17 protein-coding genes are annotated in these 20,055 nt (G+C 67.3%); 6 read left to right on the top strand and 11 right to left on the bottom strand.

What is annotated here, in order from left to right:
• Positions 1–34: 34 nt before the first annotated feature.
• Entirely contained in the window at positions 35–1,747 is a 1,713-nt protein-coding gene (locus tag AC731_RS09290) for an acetolactate synthase 3 catalytic subunit (protein ID WP_048705487.1), read from the bottom strand.
• 335 nt (positions 1,748–2,082) lie between these two features.
• On the opposite strand from AC731_RS09290, the gene AC731_RS09285 reads away from it, so the two are divergent.
• The 5 genes from AC731_RS09285 to pepN all read left to right on the top strand — a co-directional run bounded on the left by AC731_RS09285 (position 2,083) and on the right by pepN (position 10,866).
• Complete coding sequence (locus tag AC731_RS09285) at positions 2,083–2,589, top strand: RDD family protein (RefSeq protein ID WP_082794289.1); 507 nt, start codon at positions 2,083–2,085, stop codon at positions 2,587–2,589.
• 125 nt (positions 2,590–2,714) lie between these two features.
• On the top strand, positions 2,715–5,474 hold the full coding sequence (locus tag AC731_RS09280; RefSeq protein WP_156480687.1) for a cation-transporting P-type ATPase: 2,760 nt from the start codon (positions 2,715–2,717) through the stop codon (positions 5,472–5,474).
• Positions 5,474–7,186, top strand: a complete 1,713-nt coding sequence (locus AC731_RS09275) for a cation:proton antiporter (protein WP_048705483.1) — start codon at positions 5,474–5,476, stop codon at positions 7,184–7,186. The genes AC731_RS09280 and AC731_RS09275 overlap by 1 nt, the downstream gene beginning before the upstream one ends.
• Before the next feature lie 11 nt (positions 7,187–7,197).
• Entirely contained in the window at positions 7,198–8,094 is an 897-nt protein-coding gene (locus AC731_RS09270; RefSeq protein ID WP_048705481.1) for a universal stress protein, read from the top strand.
• A 99-nt stretch (positions 8,095–8,193) separates the two neighbouring features.
• Positions 8,194–10,866, top strand: coding sequence for an aminopeptidase N (gene pepN, locus AC731_RS09265; RefSeq protein ID WP_048705478.1), 2,673 nt, complete (start codon positions 8,194–8,196; stop codon positions 10,864–10,866).
• A gap of 81 nt (positions 10,867–10,947) precedes the next feature.
• Here the strand turns inward: pepN and AC731_RS09260 are convergent, their stop codons facing one another.
• The 10 genes from AC731_RS09260 to AC731_RS09215 all read right to left on the bottom strand — a co-directional run bounded on the left by AC731_RS09260 (position 10,948) and on the right by AC731_RS09215 (position 18,804).
• Positions 10,948–11,394 (bottom strand): CBS domain-containing protein, encoded by a 447-nt coding sequence (locus AC731_RS09260; RefSeq protein ID WP_004261616.1) that lies wholly within the window; start codon positions 11,392–11,394, stop codon positions 10,948–10,950.
• Positions 11,395–11,525: 131 nt separating this feature from the next.
• The gene (panC, locus tag AC731_RS09255; protein WP_004261619.1) at positions 11,526–12,353 is read right to left on the bottom strand and encodes a pantoate--beta-alanine ligase; all 828 of its coding nucleotides are present in this window, start codon (positions 12,351–12,353) and stop codon (positions 11,526–11,528) included.
• Positions 12,354–12,394: 41 nt separating this feature from the next.
• Positions 12,395–13,210 carry a 3-methyl-2-oxobutanoate hydroxymethyltransferase gene (gene panB / locus AC731_RS09250; RefSeq protein WP_048705475.1) on the bottom strand — a complete coding sequence of 272 codons (816 nt, stop codon included), beginning with the start codon at positions 13,208–13,210 and terminating at the stop codon, positions 12,395–12,397.
• A gap of 82 nt (positions 13,211–13,292) precedes the next feature.
• Positions 13,293–13,931 (bottom strand): deoxynucleoside kinase, encoded by a 639-nt coding sequence (locus AC731_RS09245; RefSeq protein ID WP_004261626.1) that lies wholly within the window; start codon positions 13,929–13,931, stop codon positions 13,293–13,295.
• A 25-nt stretch (positions 13,932–13,956) separates the two neighbouring features.
• Positions 13,957–14,340, bottom strand: coding sequence for a DMT family protein (locus AC731_RS09240; protein WP_048705472.1), 384 nt, complete (start codon positions 14,338–14,340; stop codon positions 13,957–13,959).
• A 39-nt stretch (positions 14,341–14,379) separates the two neighbouring features.
• On the bottom strand, positions 14,380–14,865 hold the full coding sequence (gene folK / locus AC731_RS09235; RefSeq protein ID WP_048705470.1) for a 2-amino-4-hydroxy-6-hydroxymethyldihydropteridine diphosphokinase: 486 nt from the start codon (positions 14,863–14,865) through the stop codon (positions 14,380–14,382).
• Positions 14,866–14,879: 14 nt separating this feature from the next.
• The gene (gene pcnB, locus AC731_RS09230; RefSeq protein WP_048705468.1) at positions 14,880–16,259 is read right to left on the bottom strand and encodes a polynucleotide adenylyltransferase PcnB; all 1,380 of its coding nucleotides are present in this window, start codon (positions 16,257–16,259) and stop codon (positions 14,880–14,882) included.
• Positions 16,260–16,329: 70 nt separating this feature from the next.
• Positions 16,330–16,992, bottom strand: coding sequence for a histidinol-phosphatase (locus AC731_RS09225; RefSeq protein WP_004261636.1), 663 nt, complete (start codon positions 16,990–16,992; stop codon positions 16,330–16,332).
• A 16-nt stretch (positions 16,993–17,008) separates the two neighbouring features.
• Positions 17,009–17,701, bottom strand: a complete 693-nt coding sequence (gene hda, locus AC731_RS09220) for a DnaA regulatory inactivator Hda (RefSeq protein ID WP_004261640.1) — start codon at positions 17,699–17,701, stop codon at positions 17,009–17,011.
• Positions 17,698–18,804 (bottom strand): AI-2E family transporter, encoded by a 1,107-nt coding sequence (locus AC731_RS09215; protein WP_048705463.1) that lies wholly within the window; start codon positions 18,802–18,804, stop codon positions 17,698–17,700. Before AC731_RS09215 ends, hda begins: the two co-directional genes overlap by 4 nt.
• 175 nt (positions 18,805–18,979) lie before the next feature.
• Here AC731_RS09215 and purM point away from each other — a divergent pair, with 175 nt between their 5' ends.
• Positions 18,980–20,038 carry a phosphoribosylformylglycinamidine cyclo-ligase gene (gene purM, locus AC731_RS09210; RefSeq protein ID WP_048705461.1) on the top strand — a complete coding sequence of 353 codons (1,059 nt, stop codon included), beginning with the start codon at positions 18,980–18,982 and terminating at the stop codon, positions 20,036–20,038.
• Positions 20,039–20,055 lie beyond the last annotated feature (17 nt).

Here is a 20,055-nt window from a genome sequence, read left to right as displayed (position 1 = left end):
GATGGATTCGGTCCGGAGTTCGGGAGGAGGGCGATTACAGGTCTTCGGCAGACAGGATCATCTCGGTGAGACCCTTGCCGCCCTGCACCATCGGATAGACGTTCTCCGTCTGGTCGATCTGGAAGTCCAGGAACACGAGATCGTTCTTGTGCGTGGTGAAGGCCTCGCGGAGCGCGCCCTCGACATCGCCCGGCCTGTCCACCCGGATGCCGACATGGCCATAGGATTCGGCCAGCTTGGCGAAGTCGGGCAGCGAATCCATGTAGGACTCGGAGTAGCGCTGGCCGTGGAACAGCTGCTGCCACTGGCGCACCATGCCCAGGTAGCGGTTGTTCAGGTTGCAGATCTTGATCGGCAGGCGGAACTGCTTGCACGTCGACAGTTCCTGGATGTTCATCTGGATCGAGGCTTCGCCGGTGATGCAGGCGACCTGCATGTCCGGGTTGGCGAGCTTGGCGCCCATGGCGTAGGGCATGCCCACGCCCATCGTGCCCAGACCGCCGGAGTTGAGCCAGCGGCGCGGCTTGTCGAAGCGGTAGTACTGCGCGGCCCACATCTGGTGCTGGCCGACGTCGGAGGTGACGATGGCCTCGCCACCGGTCACTTCCCACAGCTTCTGCACCACGAACTGCGGCTTGATGATCTCGTCCGAATTCTTGTACGCCATGCAGTTGCGGCCGCGCCACTCTTCGACCTGCTTCCACCACGCGGCCACGGCCTCGGGGTTGGGGCGGGCTTCGCCGGACTCGAGCTGGCGGATCATCTCTTCCAGCACTTCCTTCACGTCGCCGACGATGGGGACGTCGACCTTGACGCGCTTCGAGATCGACGACGGGTCGATGTCGATGTGGATGATCTTGCGCGGCTCTTCGGCGAAATGCGAGGGCAGGCCGATGACGCGGTCGTCGAAACGGGCGCCGACGGCCAGCAGCACGTCGGAGTAGTGCATCGACATGTTGGCTTCGTAGGTGCCGTGCATGCCGGGCATGCCGAGGAACTGGCGGTCGCTGGCCGGGTAGCCGCCCAGGCCCATCAGCGTGTTGGTGATCGGGAAGCCGAGCAGGCGGGTGAGCTTGGTGAGCTGTTCGGCCGCATTGGCCAGCACGACGCCGCCGCCGGTGTAGATCATCGGGCGCTTGGCTTCGAGCAGCAGCTGGACGGCCTTCTTGATCTGGCCCGAGTGACCCTTGACCACCGGGTTGTACGAGCGCATCGAGATCTCCTTCGGATACTCGAACTCGCACTTGTGCATCGACACGTCCTTGGGAATGTCGACCAGCACCGGGCCCGGGCGGCCCGTCTTCGCCAGGTAGAAGGCCTTCTTGATCGTCGTGGCGATGTCGCGCACGTCCTTGACCAGGAAGTTGTGCTTCACACAGGGGCGGGTGATGCCGACGGTGTCGACTTCCTGGAAGGCGTCCTGGCCGATGGCGGCGGTGGGCACCTGACCGGAAATGATCACCATCGGGATCGAGTCGCAGAATGCGGTGGCGATGCCGGTGACGGCATTGGTGGCGCCGGGGCCGGACGTCACCAGTGCGACGCCGACCTTCTCGGTGCTGCGCGCGTAACCGTCGGCAGCATGCACGGCCGCCTGTTCGTGGCGCACCAGGACATGACGAACGGCCTCCTGCTGGAACAGAGCGTCATAGATGTACAGCACGGCGCCGCCTGGATAGCCGAAGACATACTCGACCTTTTCTTCCTGCAGGCACCTGATTACAATTTCGGCTCCGGTAAGCACCATCGCAAGCTCGCTCGACAAGTCGTTTGAAGAAACGCGAAACGTTACCGGCCACATCGGGTTTGGTCAAGGCTGATGCGGCTTGTGGCGAATTCGGTGCCGCCTTGAGAATGGCAGCTTACGTCGCGGTCGGCATCCTTTTTGCATCTGCCGGATCGTGCAGCCACGTGGTTTGAACGAGTTCCGGCCGGTGAGGCGCAGCGTGTCGGGCCCGGTGGCCTCGATCGGGGGTTGCGTCGATCGCCCGGTCGTCCTTCCTTTTCCATTTCTCCTGCCTCGAAGTCGGTCCGCCATTTGCGGGGGAGGGCTTTGCAGGTGCAACACGTTCGGATCCCTTCATGAAGCGCAACTCCCCGAAAGCAGCGGCGGTCGCCGCCCCGGCCGACCCTGTGGCGCCGCGCGGCGAACGTACGCCCGTCGAGCTTGCCGGGCTCAGGCGGCGCCTGGCGAGCATGTTGTACGAATCGATGCTGCTGCTGGGCGTGCTGGCGCTGACCTTCCTCGTCCCCTACCTGATGCTGGGCGTCGGCTTCGAGATCGCACCGCCGGGCTGGTTCGCCTGGCTCCACATCTTCGCCGTACTCGGCGCCTATTTCGTCTGGTACTGGCGCCGCCATGGCCAGACGCTTGCCATGCAGACCTGGTGGCTCAAGCTGGTCGATGCGCAGGAGGGGTGCCATCCCACAGCGGCACGCTGCTGGCTGCGCTACGCACTGTGCTGGCCCTCCGTGCTGCTGTTCGGCATCGGTCTGCTGTGGGCCCTGGTCGATCGCGACCGACAGTTCCTGCACGACCGCCTGAGCGGCACCTGCATCGTGCTGCTGCCGCCTGCCACCAAGGCCTGAGCAGCGCAGCCGCTTCGGCGGAGACGCGAAAGCGGCCGTGCAGGGGAACTTTTGTCATGGCGGGGCGGTAGCATCAGGGAGTACAACCACTGAAGCGGCGTGGTGGGGCGGTCGCCGCGACCGTCGTGCGCGTCCTCCATACCATGACGAATGCGTCTTCCCGCCCCCCCGCCGATGGTCGTTGCCGCCATCACGCCCTCAGTGCGCAGGACTGCCTGGCGGACCTCGATGTCCGCCGCCATGAAGGCCTGGCCGCCGACGAGGTCGCCTCGCGTCTCGTCCGCCACGGCCCCAACGCCCTCCCGACGCCACCACGCACCGGGCCGCTCAAGCGCTTCCTGCTGCAGTTTCATAACGTCCTGATCTACGTGCTGCTGGCAGCCGGCGTGATCACCTTGCTGCTCGGCCATCATGTCGATTCGGGCGTGATCTTCGGCGTGGTGGTGATCAACGCCGTCATCGGCTTCCTGCAGGAGGGCAAGGCCGAGCGCGCGCTGGACGCCATCCGCGACATGCTGTCGCCGCGGGCGCAGGTGCTGCGCGACGGCCGCCGGCAGGAGATCGAGGCGGTCGGACTGGTGCCGGGCGACATCGTCTTTCTCGCTTCCGGCGACAAGGTGCCCGCCGACCTGCGCCTGCTCGACGTGCGCAGCCTGCGCATCGAGGAGGCGGTGCTGACCGGCGAGTCGCTGGCGGTGGAAAAGTCGGCGGACGCCGTGGCCGACGACGCGAGCCTCGGCGACCGGCGCTCGATGGCTTATTCCGGGACGCTCGTCACGTATGGCCAGGGCAGCGGAGTGGTGGTGGCGACCGGGGCCGAGACCGAGATCGGTCGCATCAGCGCAATGCTGACGGCCGTCGAATCGATGACCACGCCGCTGCTGCGCCAGATGGCCGGCTTCAGTGCGCTGCTGACCTGGGTCATCCTTGCCGTGGCGGTCGCGGCCTTCGCCTTCGGCACGCTGGTGCGCGGGTATGCGCCGGGCGACATGTTCCTTGCTGCGGTCGGCTTGGCCGTGGCAGCGATTCCCGAAGGCTTGCCGGCGATCATGACCATCACGCTCGCCATTGGCGTGCAGCGCATGGCGCGGCGACGCGCCATCATCCGCCGGCTGCCCGCGGTGGAGGCGCTCGGCTCGGTCACCGTGATCTGTTCGGACAAGACCGGCACGCTCACCCGCAACGAGATGACGGTGCAGCGCGTGATCACCGCCGATGGCCGGCTGGATGTCAGCGGCGCCGGCTACGCTCCGCGGGGCGGCTTCGAGCGCGAGGGGCACGAGCTGTCGCCCGACCGGGCGCCGCTGCTGACCGAGATCGGGCGTGTGGCCCTGCTGTGCAACGACGCGGAGCTGACGCTGGAGCACCAGGACTGGCGCGTGGTAGGCGATCCGACCGAGGGCGCGTTGGTGACGCTTGCCCTCAAGGCCGGCATCGATCCGCGCCTGCAGCGGGATGAGCTGCCGCGCGACGACGTGATTCCGTTCGAGTCCGAGCACCGCTTCATGGCCACGCTGCACCACGACCATGCGGGCGACGCGCACATCCTGCTCAAGGGCGCGCCGGAGCGCGTGCTGGAGTTGTGCTCGACCTGTCTTGGCCTGGACGGCGTGCCACAGCCCTTCGATGCCGAGGCCTGGCAGCAGGCGATGGACGAAGCCGCGGGCGAAGGCATGCGGCTGCTGGCGGTGGCCGAGCGGCGCGAATCCGGTCGCAACGCGAGCCTGGGTTTCGACGACGTCGAGTGCGGCAATTTCGTGATGCTGGCGGTGCTCGGCATCACGGATCCGCCGCGCGACGAGGCCGTCAAGGCGGTTGCCAGCTGCCTTGCCGCCGGCATCCACGTCAAGATGATCACCGGCGACCACGCCGCAACCGCAAAGGCGATCGGCCAGCAGCTTGGCCTGGCGCGCGAAGTGCGCGCCCTCTCCGGCGCCGAGATCGAGGCGCTCGACGATGAGGCGCTCGCGCAGATCGTCATGGACACCGAGATCTTTGCCCGCGCCAGCCCCGAGCACAAGCTGCGCCTGGTGCAGGCCCTGCAGGCGCGTGGGGAGGTGGTGGCGATGACGGGCGACGGTGTCAACGATGCGCCGGCGCTCAAGCGTGCCGACGTCGGCGTGGCGATGGGCCACAAGGGGACGGAGGCCGCCAAGGAAGCCGCCGAGATGGTGCTCGCGGACGACAACTTCGCCTCCGTCGCCGCAGCGGTCGAGGAGGGGCGCACGGTCTACGACAACCTCAAGAAGGCGGTGGCCTACATCCTGCCGACCAACGTCGGCCAGGCCGGCATCGTGTTCTTCGCTGTGCTGCTGGGACTGACGATGCCGATCACGCCGGCGCAGATCCTGTGGGTCAACATGATCACCGCGGTCACGCTGGCGCTGGCGCTGGCGTTCGAGGACGCCGAGCCCGACATCATGCGGCGGCGGCCGCGCGATCCGCGCGAGCCGCTGCTCACGGGCTTCCTGATCTGGCGCATCGTCTTCGTCGGCCTGCTGCTGGTGGCCGGGGGCATGGGCATGTTCCTGTGGGAGCTGGAACAGGGCGCCAGCATCGAGGTGGCGCGCACCGCAGCGGTCAATGCGGTGCTGATCGGCGAGGTGTTCTATCTCTTCAACATGCGCAGTCTCACCGGTCCGGTGCTGAATCTGGACGGTTTCCTCGGCAATCGCTACGTGCTGTGGGCCATCGGTCTGCTGCTCGCGTGCCAGGCGCTGTTCACCTACCTGCCGGCGATGCAGGCCCTGTTCGGCACCGCGGGCCTGCCGCTGGCAGCCTGGTTGCGCATCCTCGGCTTCGGCGTGGCGCTGCTGCTGCTGGTCGAGGCCGAGAAGGCCATCGTTCGTCGTAAGATGGGGAGGAGAACGAACGGGGGCGCCTGATGCAGGAACTGATGGCCCATGGGCCTTATGCCGAGTTCGCGTTGCTGTTGCTGATTTCGGCGGTGGCCGGTGCCATTGCGGTTCGGCTGCGCCAGCCGGTGCTGATCGCCTACATCGTGGTCGGCATCCTGGTCGGGCCCGCGGTGTTCGGGATCGTCAAGGCGCACGACCAGATCGCGCTGCTGGCCGAGATCGGCGTCACGGTGCTGCTGTTCGTCGTCGGGCTGAAGCTCGACCTGCACCACATCCGCCACATCGGCCCGGTTGCGCTTGCGACCGGGCTCGGGCAGCTGGCGTTCACCATCGTCTTCGGCTTCGTTCTCATCCTGCTGATGGGCAAGGACGTGATGGAGGCGATCTACGTCGCGGTGGCGCTGACCTTTTCCAGCACCATCATCGTCGTCAAGCTGCTGTCGGACAAGCACGAGCTCGATTCGCTGCACGGCCGCATCGCGGTCGGCTTCCTCATCGTGCAGGACGTGGCCGTGGTGCTGGCGATGATGGCCATGAGCGCGCTGCGCGGGGCAGGCGAGGCCGCGGTGGTCGAGGTGGCGGGCTCGCTGCTGCTGCGGCTTGCGGGGGCCGCCGCGCTGATGTTCGTGCTGATGCGTTTCGTCCTGCCGCGCCTGGTCGAGGCGATGGCGCGTTCCCAGGAGTCGCTGCTGATCTTCGCCATCGCCTGGGGGACCGGGCTGGCGGCCGTGGGCGAGTGGGCCGGCTTCAGCAAGGAGGCGGGCGCCTTCATGGCCGGTTTCTCGCTGGCCTCGACTGCCTACCGCGAGGCGATGAATGCGCGCCTCACCGGCATTCGCGACTTCATGCTGCTGTTCTTCTTCGTCGACCTTGGCGCCGAACTCGACTTTTCCACCTTGGGGGGCGAGCTCTGGCCTGCGGTCGTGCTGTCCCTGTTCGTGCTGATCGGCAATCCGCTGATCGTGATGGCGATCATGGGCTACATGGGGTATCGCAAGCGCACGGGCTTCCTCGCTGGTCTGACGGTGGCGCAGATCAGCGAGTTCTCCATCGTGTTCGTCGCCATGGGCATCACCCTGGGCCATGTCGGAATCGAGGCGCTGGGTCTTACCACCCTGGTTGGCCTGGTGACGATCATGATGTCGACCTACATGATCCTGTTCTCGCACGTGCTCTACGGCAAGCTTGCACCCTGGCTCGGCGTCTTCGAGCGCAAGCGCCCGTTTCGCGAACTGGCGGTGGAGCGCCTGGGGCGGCCCGCGGGCGATCCCGACATCATCGTGTTCGGCATGGGGCGTTACGGCTCCCGCCTGATGCGGCAGCTGCGCCAGGCCGGTATCGAGGTGCTCGGTGTCGATTTCGACCCGGAGACCGTGCGCGAGCTGCGCAAGCTGCGACAGCCCGTGCGCTATGGCGATGGCGAAGATCCCGGTTTCCTCGAGTCGCTCCCGTTGCAGCAGGTGCGCTGGGTGATCACGACCTTCCCCCAGTGGGAGTCGAATCGCGCCTTTCTCAACGCGCTGAAGGAGGCCGGCTTCCGCGGACGCGTCGCGGGGGTGGTGCGTGACGAGGTCCATGGTCGCGCACTCGATGCAGCGGGCGTCAACCGCGTGCTGAACCCGTTCAACGACGCTGCGGACTACGCCGCGCGCAGCTTTGCTGCCGAGATCGCCTTCGAGGATGCGCACCGTGCGGCGTCGTCCGCCGTGCCGCAAGACACCCAACCCCCGCAATCCTAGGAGCCCGTGCCATGCGTGAACTGCGCACCATCCTTGCCACCACCGACCTGTCCGCCCTGGCCCGCCACGCGGTCGCACGCGCCGCGCTGATGGCGGCCGAGTCGGGCGCCCGACTGTGCCTGCAGCACGTCGTGTCGGTGAGTGCTTTCGATGCATTTCGTCATCTGCTCGATGCGCAGTCTGCGAGCCTGGAGCAAAGGCTGCTGGCGGAAGTGCGGGATGAGGTCGAGACCCTGGCAGGCGAGATCGGCCAGCGCTATGGCGCCAAGCCCGACGTGCAGCTCGGCGTCGGGTCGGTGCGCGGCGAGATCGGCAGTCACGCCGACGCCATTGACGCCGATCTGGTCGTGATGGGCGCGCGCGGCGCCGGTTTCGTGCGCGAACTGCTGGTCGGATCGACCACCGAGCGGGTGCTGCGTACCAGCAGTCGCCCGCTGCTGGTGGTCAAGCAGGTGCCGCACGAGACCTACCGCCGCGTGCTGCTGCCGGTCGATTTCTCGCCCCGCTCGGTCGAGGCCCTGGCGCTTGCACATGCCGTTGCGCCACAGGCCGAGTACGTGCTGCTGCACGCCTTCGAGGTGCCGTTCGAGGGCAAGCTGCGCTACGCCGGGGTCGAGGAAAGCGAACTCGCCAACCTGCGCGTCCATGCAAGGCGCGATGCAACCGCAAAGATGAACGATCTTGTCGCGCTGACGGGCGTGGACGCGCATCGCGTGCGGCGCCTCGTGCTCCACGGCGAGGCGACCTCGCAGATCCTGAACCAGGAACAGGAGCAGGACTGCGACCTGATCGTGATCGGCAAGCGCGGGGTCGGGCTGCTCGAGGAACTCCTGCTCGGCAGTGTCACCCAACATGTCCTCGCCCAGTCCACGGCCGACGTGCTGGTCATCGACGGCAGCGCGGGCTGAGCGTCACGCTCGATCCCCTGCGGCTTTCACGCTGTGCGTCATCGGGCGTGCAGCGTACACTCATGCCTTTCCGCGCCCGTGCGCGGAGCCGGAGAAACAATGAAAACAGAACACGCCCCAAGCATCCAGCGCGCCGACTACCAGCCGCTGGCCTGGAAGGTCGAGACCGTCGATCTGCATTTCCGTCTCGAGCCCGAGTCCACCGTCGTGACCAACCGCATGCTGTGCGTGCGCAACCGTGAAGCCGAGGCCGGCCCGATCCGGCTGTGGGGCGAGGATCTCGAACGGCTGTCGCTGACCGTCGACGGGCAGGCGCCGCAGGCCGTGCGCGAGCAGGGTGCGCTGCTCGAGATCGAGGCCGACGGCGAGCGCGTCGTCGTCGAGGTTCAGACCCGCATCAACCCGAAGGCCAACACCACGCTGTCGGGCCTCTACCTGTCGAACGGCGGCTTCTTCACCCAGTGCGAGGCCGAGGGCTTCCGCCGCATCACCTGCTTTCCCGACCGTCCGGACGTGATGGCACGCTTCACCGTCACGCTCGAGGCGGACCGCAAGACCTGCCCGGTGCTGCTGTCCAACGGCAACCTGGTCGAGCAGGGCGAACTACCGGGTGGCCGCCATTACGCGAAGTGGGAAGACCCGTTCCCGAAGCCGTCCTACCTGTTCGCGCTGGTCGCTGCAGACCTCGTCGCGTACGAGCGCACGGTGGAGACGATGTCAGGTCGCGAGGTGCTGCTGCAGGTGTGGGTGGAAGCAGGCAATCTCGACCGCGTCGAGCACGCGATGGACTCGCTCGTCCATTCGATGCGCTGGGACGAGGAGACCTTCGGCCTCGAGCTCGACCTCGACCGCTTCATGATCGTCGCCGTGGCCGACTTCAACATGGGGGCGATGGAGAACAAGGGGCTGAACATCTTCAACACCAAGTTCATCCTCGCCAAGCCCGACACCGCTACCGACGTCGATTACGAGAACGTCGAGAGCGTGGTGGCGCACGAGTATTTCCACAACTGGACCGGCAACCGCGTCACCTGCCGCGACTGGTTCCAGCTCACGCTGAAGGAAGGACTCACGGTCTTCCGTGACCAGCAGTTCTCGGCGGACATGCTGGCGCGTGCGGCGGGTGCCGAGGGCGCGGCTTCCGCGTGCGCGGTCAAGCGCATCGACGATGTGCGTGTGCTGCGCGCTGCACAGTTCCCCGAGGATGCAGGGCCGATGGCGCACCCGATCCGCCCGGACAGCTACCAGGAGATCAACAACTTCTACACCGCCACGGTGTATGAGAAGGGCGCGGAAGTCATCCGCATGCTGCACACCCTGCTGGGGCCCGAGGGGTTCCGCAACGGCATGGATCTCTACTTCAGCTACTTCGACGGCCAGGCTGTGACCTGCGACGATTTCGTCGAGGTGATGTCCGAGGCCAACAACGGCTTCGACCTCGACCAGTTCATGCACTGGTACAGCCAGGCCGGTACGCCACGGGTGAAGGCCAGCGGGCAGTGGAATGCCGCCGATGGCAGCTACACGCTGACGCTGGCCCAGAGCACGCCGGCGACACCCGGCGAGCACGCCAAGCTGCCGCTGGTGATCCCGGTGGCGGCCGGCCTCATCGGACCGGACGGGCGCGACTGCCCGCTGCAGCTCGAGGGCGAATCCCAGCCGGGCCCCACGACGCGCGTGCTCAAGCTCACCGAGGCGTCGCAGAGCTTCCGCTTCGTCGGCCTGACCGCCGAGCCCGTGCCCTCATTGCTGCGCGGCTTCTCGGCGCCGGTGATCCTCGAACTCGACGAGGACGATGCGCGCCTCGCCTTCCGCATGGCGCACGATGCCGATCCCTGCAATCGCTGGGACGCCGCGCAGCGCTACGCCGAGCGCGTGGCGCTGGCGATGGCCGCCGACCCGTCGGCTGGCGTGCCGGCCGCCTTCCTCGACGCCTTCCGCGCGCTGCTCGGCAACGCCGCGCTGGACCCGGCCTTCCGCGCGCAGGCGCTGGCGCTGCCCGGCGAGGCCTATCTGCTCGAGCGCATGAAGCCGGCCGATCCGCTGGCGCTGCGGGCGGCGCTCGTGCGGCTGATGCGCACGCTGGGGACGTCGCTCGCGGCCGAATGGCTCTCGACCTGCGAGGCGATGCAGGTGCCCGGCCCGTACCGCTACCACCCGGGCGATGCCGGTCGCCGCGCGCTCGCCAACCTGGCGCTGCGCTATCTGGCGGCGGCGGGCAATGCCGAAGGGCTGGCGCTCGCCCAGCGTCGCTTCGAGGGGGCGACCAACATGACCGAGCGTTTCGGTGCGCTCGCGGCGCTGGTGCAGAGCACGCACCCTGCGCGCGAGGCGGTGCTGGCCGCCTTCCACGCGCGCTACCGCGACGATGCGCTGGTGCTCGACAAGTGGTTCGCGCTGCAGGCCGGCGCCTGGCGCTGGGACGCCGCCGCCGCGCCCACGCTGGCGCGGGTGAAGGCGCTGATGGCGGATGCGGCCTTCAGCCTGTCGAACCCCAACAAGGTCTATGCGCTGCTGGGCACCTATTTCCGTGCCAACCCCGGCGAATTCCATGCCGCCGACGGCAGCGGGCACGTCTTCTGGGCCGATCAGGTGATCGCGCTCAACGCGAAGAACCCGCAGGTCGCAGCGCGCATGGCGCGCGCGCTGGAAAACTGGCGCCATTTCGTGCCGGCGTTGCAGGCGAGCATCCGCTCGCAACTCGAGCGCGTGCTGGCCAGTCCGGACCTGTCGCCCGACGTTGCAGAGGTCGTCGGCAAGGCGCTGGACTGAGCGCCTGTCGCAAAACGGGGCACTGCAATGCAGAACGCCGGGCTTTCGACCCGGCGTTCTGCATTGCGCGAAGGGGGCGCCTCACTCGGCCGCCAGGTCGCCGGCAATATAGCTTTCGAGCTGCTTGATGGTGGCCTGCTGCTGGCTGACGATGGACTTCACCATGTCGCCGATCGTCACGATGCCCACGATCCTGCCGTGCTCGACGACCGGCACGTGCCGGAAGCGGTTGTCGGTCATGATGTGCATGACTTCGTCCACGGTGTGCGCCGGCGTGACGGTGCAGGGATTGGGGGTCATCAGGTCGCCCACGCGCACATCGCGCGACAGCAGGCCCTTCAGGACCACTTTGCGCGCGTAGTCGCGTTCGGTGAAGATACCCAGCAGTCGGTCACCATCGGTGACGATCACCGAGCCAATATCGAACTGCGCCATCAGCGACAGCGCATCGAACACCGAATCGGTAGGACGCACGGCGTGGAATGCGCTGCCTTTCTGCTCAAGAACCTGCTTGACGCTCGTCGTCATCGTTCTTCTCCCTCCTTGGTTTGTGCGCGACAGAGCTGTCTGCCGACATGCGGCAAGCAGCCCGGTTTGCATAGAGTGGTACGAAGCGCGGTCGAGTGCAAGCAGGGACGAACCCTGATGGCTGCGAGGGCTCAGATTTCGATGTTGTCGATCAGCCGGGTGCGGCCAAGACGTGCGGCGGCGAGCACGACCAGCGGGTCGTCCATGTGCACCGGCGGCTGCAGGTCGGCACGACGCCGCACCGCGACGTAGTCGGGCGCCCAGCCGGCCGCGGCAAGTTCGTCCATGGCGTCGGTCTCGAGCTTGAGCAGGTCGTGGTCGCCGGACCGCACCGCGTCGCAAATGCGGCACAGCAGGCGGTAGAGCAGCGGCGCACGGGCGCGCTCGTCGGCGCTCAGGTAACCATTGCGCGAAGACAGCGCCAGGCCGTCGTCGGCGCGTACGGTCTCTCCCGGCAGCACTTCGACCGGCAGCGCCATCTCGCGCACCATGTTCGACAGCACCATCAGCTGCTGGTAGTCCTTCTTGCCGAACAGTGCGATGTCCGGCTGCACGATGTTGAGCAGCTTCAGCACGACGGTGGCGACGCCGCGGAAATGGCCGGGCCGGAACTCGCCCTCGAGGATGGAGACCTGGGCCGGCGCCGGATCGATGTGGTAGCGCTGCGGCTGCGGATACATCTCCGCCTCGTCGGGCGCGAACACGTGGGTCACGCCCGCGGCCTCGAGTTTCTCGCAGTCGGCTGCGAGCGTGCGCGGGTAGCGCTCGAAGTCCTCGCCGACGCCGAACTGCAGGCGATTGACGAAGATGCTGGCCATCACGCAGTCGGCCTTCTCGCCGGCCTGGCGCATCAGCGTGATGTGGCCTTCGTGCAGGTTGCCCATGGTGGGGACGAGGGCGACCTTGCCGGCAGTGGCGCGGGCGGCGCGCAGGCTTTCGATGGTGTGATGGATCTGCATGCGGAAACCGTTGTTCGGGTCGTGGACGTCGCGCGCGACGCTCAGTAACAGTGTTCGGGGGCGGGGAAGCTGCCGTCGCGCACCGCGGCTGCGTAGCGCGCCACGGCGTCCTCGATGCTGCTGGCGCCATCCATGAAGTTGCGCACGAAGCGCGCCGTCTTCCCGGGAAAGATGCCGAGCATGTCGTGGAGCACCAGCACCTGGCCGTCACAGCCGGCGCCTGCGCCGATGCCGATGGTGGCCATCGTCGTGAGGCTGGCGGTGATCTCGCCGGCGAGGGCGGCGGGCACCATCTCCATGACCATGAGTGCGGCGCCGGCCTGTTCCAGCGCCAGGGCGTCGGCCTTCAGGCGCGCTGCGCCTTCGTCGCTGCGGCCCTGCACGCGATAGCCGCCGAGCTGATGCACCGACTGCGGCGTCAGGCCGATGTGGGCGCAGACGGGTACGCCGCGCTCGACCAGGAAGCGCACGGTCTCGGCCATGAACTCGCCGCCCTCGATCTTGACCATCTGGGCACCGGCGGCCATCAGGCGCGCGGCGTTGCGCATGGCCTGCTCCCGGCTCTCGTGGTAGGTGCCGAAGGGCATGTCGGTGAGCACCAGCGGACGCGCACCGGCGCGCGCCACGCATTCGGTGTGGTAGGCCATGTGCTCGAGCGTGACGGGCAGCGTGGATTTCTGCCCCTGCAGCACGTTGCCGAGCGAGTCGCCGATCAGCACGACGTCGACGCCGGCGCGGCCGAGCAGTGCGGCGAAGCTGGCATCGTAGCCAGTGAGCATGACGATCTTGCGGCCTTCGGCGCGCATCTTGCCCAACTCGAACAGGGTAACGGGCTTCTGATCCTGGAGGTAACTCATAGATCGCTCCTGATGGGAGGCCGGAGTTTTCACCAATTTGGTGCAACGCACAAGTCGATTGCGACCGAATGTGGGAAAGGGTTTACCCGGCGTAACCGAAGAATTCGCGGTAGCCGCGCATGTCGCGCAGGCGGGTGAGCAGCATCTCGAAGTCCTCGTCGCTGTCGACCGGATTGAGTTGGCCGGCATCGACGATGAACAGCGGCGCCGCGTCGTACTGGTAGAAATAACGCGTGTAGCGGTCGGCGACCTGCTGCAGATAGGCCTCGGTGATGCGCCGTTCGGCATCGAGGCCGCGCTTGCGGATGCGCTCCATCAAGGTGTCGGGGCGCGCCTGCAGGTAGATGACGAGGTCGGGCTTGAGTGCATCGGGCGGGCGCACGCTGTCGGAGATCCGCTGGTACAGCGCCAGTTCGTCCTCGCTGAGGTTCTGCTCCGCGAACAGGCGGTCCTTGTCGAGAATGAAGTCCGACACGACCCGGCGCTCGTCGGATATCGGGCCCAGGGCGGCGAGCTGATCGATGCGCTGGAACAGGAAGGACAGCTGCGTTGCCATCGCCCAGCGTTCGGGATGCTGGTAGAAGCGCGACAGGAAGGGATTGAACTCGCCTTGCTCGAACAGGGTTTCGGACTGCAGGTGCGCTGCCAGACGCCTGGCCAGTGATGTCTTGCCGGCGCCGATCGGACCTTCGACGACGATGTAGTGTGCTTTTTCGAGCATGTGCGTGACCGGTCCTCGATCCGCCCTAGCTGCGGAAGATGAAGTAGACCGCGCCAAGCATACACAAGGCGGCCCAGAGATAGTCAAGCTTGATCGGCTGCTTCATGTACAGCACGACGAAGGGGATGAACACCAGCAAGGTGATCACTTCCTGCATGATCTTGAGCTGCGCGAGGCTCAGCGCCGTGGCGCCGATGCGGTTGGCCGGGACCTGCAGCAGGTATTCGAACAGCGCGATGCCCCAGCTCACCAGCGCGGCCACGTACCAGGCCTTGCCCTGCATGTTCTTCAGGTGGCCATACCACGCGAAGGTCATGAACACGTTGGAAGCGGTCAGCAGCAGCGCCGTCTGCAGCCAGACGGGGCTGGCGCTGACGGCCGTGGTGGCGGACTGGAGCCAGGCGGGCATGATCGGTTAACGCAGGAATGGAAGAGGTGGGCGATGGCGCTAGCTGCGTGCGATCTGCTGCGCGGCGACGCCGGGCAGCAGGTCCGCGGCCCGGCCGCGTCCGGGAATGATCACGTCGGGCGCGATCTCCGCCAGCGGCACGAGCGTGAAGGCGCGCAGGTGCATGCGCGGATGCGGGACCTGCAGGCCCTCCTCGTCGAGGACGGCATCGCCATACAGCAGCAGGTCGAGGTCCATCGTGCGCGGTGCCATGTGGAAGTCGCGCGTTCGTCCGCCCTCATGCTCGATCGCCAGCAGCGCCTCGAGCAGCGGGCGGGCGGGCAGGGCGGTGGAGAGCTCGATCACGGCGTTGATGTAGTCGGGCTGGCCTTCGACCCCCACGGGGGCCGTACGGTACAGCGAAGACTGGGCGACGACATCGGAGTCGGGCAGTTCGCCGAGGCGCCGCAGTGCGAGGGCGAAGGCCGCGGCCGGATCGCCGAGGTTGGCGCCGAAGGCGACGAAGGCGCGTGTGCGGACACTCATGCGTCGCGGCCTGGTCAGGCGCTTTCGCTGCCCGGCATGGTCTCGCCAGCCGGCGCGGCATTTGCGGCGCCCGCGGGCTTGCGGCGCTTGCGACGGCGCTTCTTGGCGGCGGCGGGGGCGCTCTCGGCGGGCGCATGGCGGATCAGTGCCTCGCGCTCGTCGTGGCCGGCGTGGGCGAAGCGGTCCCACCAGTCGACGATCTCCATCGGGATTTCGCCCGCTTGTGCGCGCAGGCGCAGGAAGTCCCAGCCTGCGCGGTAGCGCGGCTGCTCGATGAGGCGATAGGGCGTCTTGCCTGCGCGCTTGTCGAAGCGCGGCTGCAGCGCCCAGATGTCCTTGATGTCGCCGACGATGCGGCGGGTGATGGCGAGCTTGCCGGCCTGGGCGTCCAGCACCTCGTCCATGGCCTCGAACAGCGCCGGCTGGGCATGCTCGCCGGCCGCCTTGCGGCGTTCCCAGGCGGTCAGCACCTCGTGCCACAGCAGGGTGGCGAAGAGAAAGCCGGGCGACACCGATTTGTCCTGGCGGACCCGCTCGTCGGTGTTCTCGAGCGACAACCAGACGAAGCGTTCGCCCATCGGTTGCTCGAGAATCACATCGAGCAGGGGCAGCAGGCCGTGGTGCAGGCCCTCTTCGCGCAACTGCTTCAGGCACTTCACCGCATAGCCCGAGAACAGCAGCTTGAGCATCTCGTCGAACAGCCGCGCCGCGGGCACGTTCTCCAGCAGCACGCCCATCTCGCGAATCGGGTTGCGCGCCGCGGGGTCGATCGTCAGTCCGAGCTTGGCTCCGAGGCGTACCGCGCGCAGCATGCGCACCGGATCCTCGCGATAGCGGGTGCGCGGATCGCCGATCATGCGCAGCGTCTTGTGCTGGATGTCGGCCACGCCGTGGTGGTAATCGACGATGGTTTCGGTCGAGGGGTCGTAATACAGCGCATTGACCGTGAAATCGCGCCGGGTGGCATCCTCTTCCTGGTTGCCGTAAACGTTGTCGCGCAGCACGCGGCCATGCTCGTCGGTGTCGGCCGACTCGGCATCCTGGCCGGCGCGGAAGGTGGACACCTCGATCGTCTCGGGGCCGCTCATCACATGCACGATCTTGAAGCGGCGGCCGATGATGCGCGAGCGGCGGAAGGCGGCGCGAACCTCTTCGGGCGTGGCGCTGGTGGCGACGTCGTAGTCCTTGGGCGGATGGCCGATCAGCAGGTCGCGTACCGCACCCCCGACCACGAAGGCCTTGTAGCCCTTCTCCTGCAGTACCGAGCAGACCTTGCGCGCTGCAGGAGAGAGTTGTTCGCGCCGGATGCCGTGGCGGGCGACGGGGATCAGGGCAGGTTCGTGGCGTTCGTTTTGCGGGCGCTTGAAAACCTTGCGCAGCAGCTTGCGGATCATCGGAAAAGGTGTCGTTCTTGCATAAGCGGGCAATGATAACCGATCGGCCATGACGGACGCCGCCCGGGATTCAGCGCAGCGAGATCACCGGCCACGCATGCTGGCGGGCGTGTTCGCGCAGCGTGTCATCGGGGTCGACCGCGACCGGGTCGGAGACGCGGCCCATCAGCGGCAGGTCGTTGTGGGAGTCGCTGTAGAACCAGCTGCGCTCGAAGCTGCCCATGTGCAGGCCGAGCGACTCCAGCCAGGTCTCGACGCGTTCGATCTTGCCGGCCTTGAAGGCAGGCATGCCGCGCGGCTTGCCGGTGAAGGCGCCGCCTTCCTGCGCCGGAATGGTGGCGACCAGGTGCGGGATGCCGAGTTCGCGCACGATGGGGCCGGTGACGAAGGCGTTGGTCGCGGTCACGACGGCCACCAGCGCGTCGTCTTCGAGGTGCTGGCGGACCAGGGCGCGGGCCTTGTCGGTGATCATCGGGCGTACCGACAGGTCCATGAACTCGCGGTGCCAGGCGTCGAGCTGAGCACGCGGGTGGCGTGCCAGCGGCGCGAGCTGGAAGTCGAGGAAGGCGAAGATGTCGAGCGTGCCGGCCTTGTAGTGCTCGTAGAACTCGATGTTCTTCGCTTCCTGCACCTCGCGGTCGAGCACGCCCTTGCCGATCAGGAACTGCGCCCAGGCGAAGTCCGAATCGCCGGCGAGAAGGGTGTTGTCGAGGTCGAACAGAACGAGATTCAAGGCAGAACTCCAGGATTCAGATTTCGAGGCCCTGCTGCATCATCTCGCGCAGCAGGGGGAGGGTGATGGGACGTTTGCGTTCGAGCGAGGCGGCGTCGAGCGCATCCAGCACCGCCAGCAGGCTGGACAGCTCACGCCGGCCGTGGCGCAACAGGAAATCGACCACCTCGTCGGCGAGGCGCAGGCCGCGGCGCTCGGCCAGCGTGGCGAGAATGGTGGCGCGCGAGTCGTCGTCGAGCGGCTGCACTTCGTAGATCAGGCACTGGCCGATGCGGGTACGCAGGTCCTCGCGCAGCCGCAGGCCCAGCGGGGCGACGGGGCCGGTCAGCAGCAGCGACTGCCCGTTGCCGCGGCTGCGGTTGAAGGCGTTGAACAGGCCGATCTGGGCGTCGGGCGAGAGCTGGTCGATGTCGTCGACCGCGACCAGCGCGTCGGCCGTCTCGGGCAGACCGTCCTCGACGTCCTCGGCCGCAAGCAGGTGCGTGGGACGGCCGTGCTCGCGCGCCATCGCCACCGTGGCGCGCAGCAGGTGGCTGCGACCGCTGCCCGGGGCGCCCCAGACGTAGAGATGGCGGGCCGGCAGCTGGCCCGCGGTGGCCAGCGAGGCCTGCAGCGACAGCATCGCCACCAGTTCGGCGTTGGCGCCGGCGACGAAGTTCTCGAGCGTGGGCGGGGCGTCGGGGCGGATGTCGAGGACGAGCTGCTTCATCGTTCTTCCTGATCCTGCGCAACGGCCTCTGGTGCTTGCGTGCCCAGATAGACCGGGCTCGCGAACCAGGCGTCGCGCACCTCGCGCAGGCCCACCAGCAGCGCCGCGCTGACCGGTAGCGCCACCAGCACGCCGACGAAGCCGAACAGCTGGCCGAAGGCCATCAGCGCGAAGATCACGGCCAGCGGATGCAGGCCGATGCGCTCGCCCACTAGGTAGGGGGTCAGCGCGAAGCTCTCGACCAGCTGGCCCAGGCCATACACCGCCGCCACGCCGATCAGCAGCGGCCACCCTTCGGCCTGCAGCAGTGCGGCCAGGATGGCCAGGATCATCCCGCCGCCGAAGCCGACGTAGGGGATGAACACGAGCAGGCCGGTCAGCACGCCCACCGGCAGCCAGAAATTGAGCCCTGCGAGCCACAGCCCCACGCTGTAGAACACCGCGAGCAGCAGCATCACCGACAGTTGTCCGCGCAGGAACTCGGACATCACCGAATCGATGTCGTTGATGATGCGCATCGTGCGTTCGAGCCAGGGGCGCGGCACGATGCGCTGCAGCTCGGCGAGGAGGCGCGGCCACTCCTGCAGCAGGTAGAACATCACCAGCGGAATCAGGAACACGTTGGCGACGAAGGCCAGCAAGGCCATGCCGCCGGTCTTGAGGTGGCCGAGCACGATCGGCACCAGGTCCTGCGCATTGCTCCAGTTATCGGCGATCAGCTGGCGGAACTGCGCGGCGTCCAGCTGCAGCTCGATGCCCAGTCGCGTCTGCAGCAGCGGGGCGACCTGGGCGTTGAACATCTCGACCAGGTCGGGCAGGCGGCGCACCAGCAGCACGCCCTCGCGATACACCATCGGGACGAGGATCAGGGCCAGTGCCACCAGCAGCAGGCCGAGGCAGAAGATCACCACCAGCACCGCCAGGGCGCGCGGTACACGGCGCGCCACCATCCAGTTGACCGCGGGGTCGCAGATGTAGGCGAACACCGCGCCGATGACGAAGGGCGCCAGGATGGGGCCCAGCAGCCAGAACAGCCCGATCAGCGCGATGCCTGCCGCGGTCCAGGCAAAGGTTTGCAGACGATGGGCGCGGGGAGGGTTCATTTCAAGTAAAATCGCGGACTTGGCGCGGGAGCATGCCACCCGCGAAACCCGTAAATGTAGCCACTTGGCGTTGCGGCCTCAAGCCGAGTCTGCCGCCACGCGGCATCCGGCCAGCTTGCAGGCCTGCTTTCTTCCAGCCTTCTTCCTGTCTTACTCCGAGTCCAGAGGAACGATCTTGAGCGCACCCACCTCCTCCAACCAAGCCTCCCTTTCCTACCGCGACGCCGGTGTGGACATCGAAGCCGGCGACGCGCTGGTCGACCGCATCAAGCCCTTCGCCAAGCGCACCATGCGTCCCGAGGTGCTGGGCGGCATCGGTGGTTTCGGCGCGCTGTTCGAACTGTCGAAGAAGTACAAGGAGCCGGTGCTGGTGTCGGGTACCGACGGCGTCGGCACCAAGCTCAAGCTCGCCTTCCAGCTCAACAAGCACGACACCGTCGGCCAGGACCTGGTGGCGATGAGCGTCAACGACATCCTGGTGCAGGGCGCCGAACCGCTGTTCTTCCTCGACTACTTCGCCTGCGGCAAGCTCGAGGTCGACACGGCCGCCGACGTGGTCAAGGGCATCGCTCAGGGCTGCGAGCTGGCCGGCTGCGCGCTGATCGGCGGCGAGACCGCCGAGATGCCGGGCATGTACCCGGCGGGCGAATACGACCTTGCCGGCTTCGCTGTCGGTGCGGTGGAAAAGGCCGACATCATCGACGGCAGCAAGATCGTGCCGGGCGACGTGGTGCTTGGCCTGGCCTCGAGCGGCGCGCACTCCAACGGCTACTCGCTGATCCGCAAGATCATCGAGGTCGCCAAGCCCGATCTCGACGCCGATTTCCATGGTCGCAAGATGCGCGATGTGGTGATGGAGCCGACCCGCATCTACGTCAAGCCGCTGCTGGCGCTGATGCAGGCGAAGCCGGGCGTGGTGAAAGGCATGGCCCACATCACCGGCGGCGGCATCACCGAGAACGTGCCGCGCATCCTGCGCGACGAACTGACCGCCCGCATCGACGCCGCGAGCTGGACGCTGCCGCCGCTGTTCCAGTGGCTGCAGAAGGAAGGCAACGTCGACATGCAGGAGATGTACCGCGTGTTCAACTGCGGCATCGGCATGGCGGTGGTGGTGGCTGCGGCCGACGCCGATGCGGCCGAGGCAGCGCTGAAGGCGGCGGGCGAGACTGTCCATCGCATCGGTCGCATCGATGCGCGCAAGGACGGCGAGGCGCAGACCATCGTCGGCTGAGGTCGCCGGTTCGCCGG

It is taken from the genome of Thauera humireducens, from assembly GCF_001051995.2.
GTDB classification, from domain to species: Bacteria; Pseudomonadota; Gammaproteobacteria; order Burkholderiales; family Rhodocyclaceae; genus Thauera; species Thauera humireducens.
Note: the sequence above shows the minus strand (reverse complement) of the source record. Positions and strands in the feature narration are given on the sequence as shown.

What these genes read in the sequence shown, in the direction of transcription:
- pcnB (WP_048705468.1), bottom strand. Translation starts at nt 16,259, where the DNA reads ATGATCCGCAAGCTGCTGCGCAAGGTTTTCAAGCGCCCGCAAAACGAA.
- AC731_RS09285 (WP_082794289.1), top strand. Translation starts at nt 2,083, where the DNA reads ATGAAGCGCAACTCCCCGAAAGCAGCGGCGGTCGCCGCCCCGGCCGAC.
- panC (WP_004261619.1), bottom strand. Translation starts at nt 12,353, where the DNA reads ATGCAGATCCATCACACCATCGAAAGCCTGCGCGCCGCCCGCGCCACT.
- AC731_RS09245 (WP_004261626.1), bottom strand. Translation starts at nt 13,931, where the DNA reads ATGCTCGAAAAAGCACACTACATCGTCGTCGAAGGTCCGATCGGCGCC.
- AC731_RS09215 (WP_048705463.1), bottom strand. Translation starts at nt 18,804, where the DNA reads ATGAACCCTCCCCGCGCCCATCGTCTGCAAACCTTTGCCTGGACCGCG.
- AC731_RS09275 (WP_048705483.1), top strand. Translation starts at nt 5,474, where the DNA reads ATGCAGGAACTGATGGCCCATGGGCCTTATGCCGAGTTCGCGTTGCTG.
- AC731_RS09240 (WP_048705472.1), bottom strand. Translation starts at nt 14,340, where the DNA reads ATGCCCGCCTGGCTCCAGTCCGCCACCACGGCCGTCAGCGCCAGCCCC.
- AC731_RS09270 (WP_048705481.1), top strand. Translation starts at nt 7,198, where the DNA reads ATGCGTGAACTGCGCACCATCCTTGCCACCACCGACCTGTCCGCCCTG.
- folK (WP_048705470.1), bottom strand. Translation starts at nt 14,865, where the DNA reads ATGAGTGTCCGCACACGCGCCTTCGTCGCCTTCGGCGCCAACCTCGGC.
- hda (WP_004261640.1), bottom strand. Translation starts at nt 17,701, where the DNA reads ATGAAGCAGCTCGTCCTCGACATCCGCCCCGACGCCCCGCCCACGCTC.
- pepN (WP_048705478.1), top strand. Translation starts at nt 8,194, where the DNA reads ATGAAAACAGAACACGCCCCAAGCATCCAGCGCGCCGACTACCAGCCG.
- AC731_RS09260 (WP_004261616.1), bottom strand. Translation starts at nt 11,394, where the DNA reads ATGACGACGAGCGTCAAGCAGGTTCTTGAGCAGAAAGGCAGCGCATTC.
- panB (WP_048705475.1), bottom strand. Translation starts at nt 13,210, where the DNA reads ATGAGTTACCTCCAGGATCAGAAGCCCGTTACCCTGTTCGAGTTGGGC.
- AC731_RS09290 (WP_048705487.1), bottom strand. Translation starts at nt 1,747, where the DNA reads ATGGTGCTTACCGGAGCCGAAATTGTAATCAGGTGCCTGCAGGAAGAA.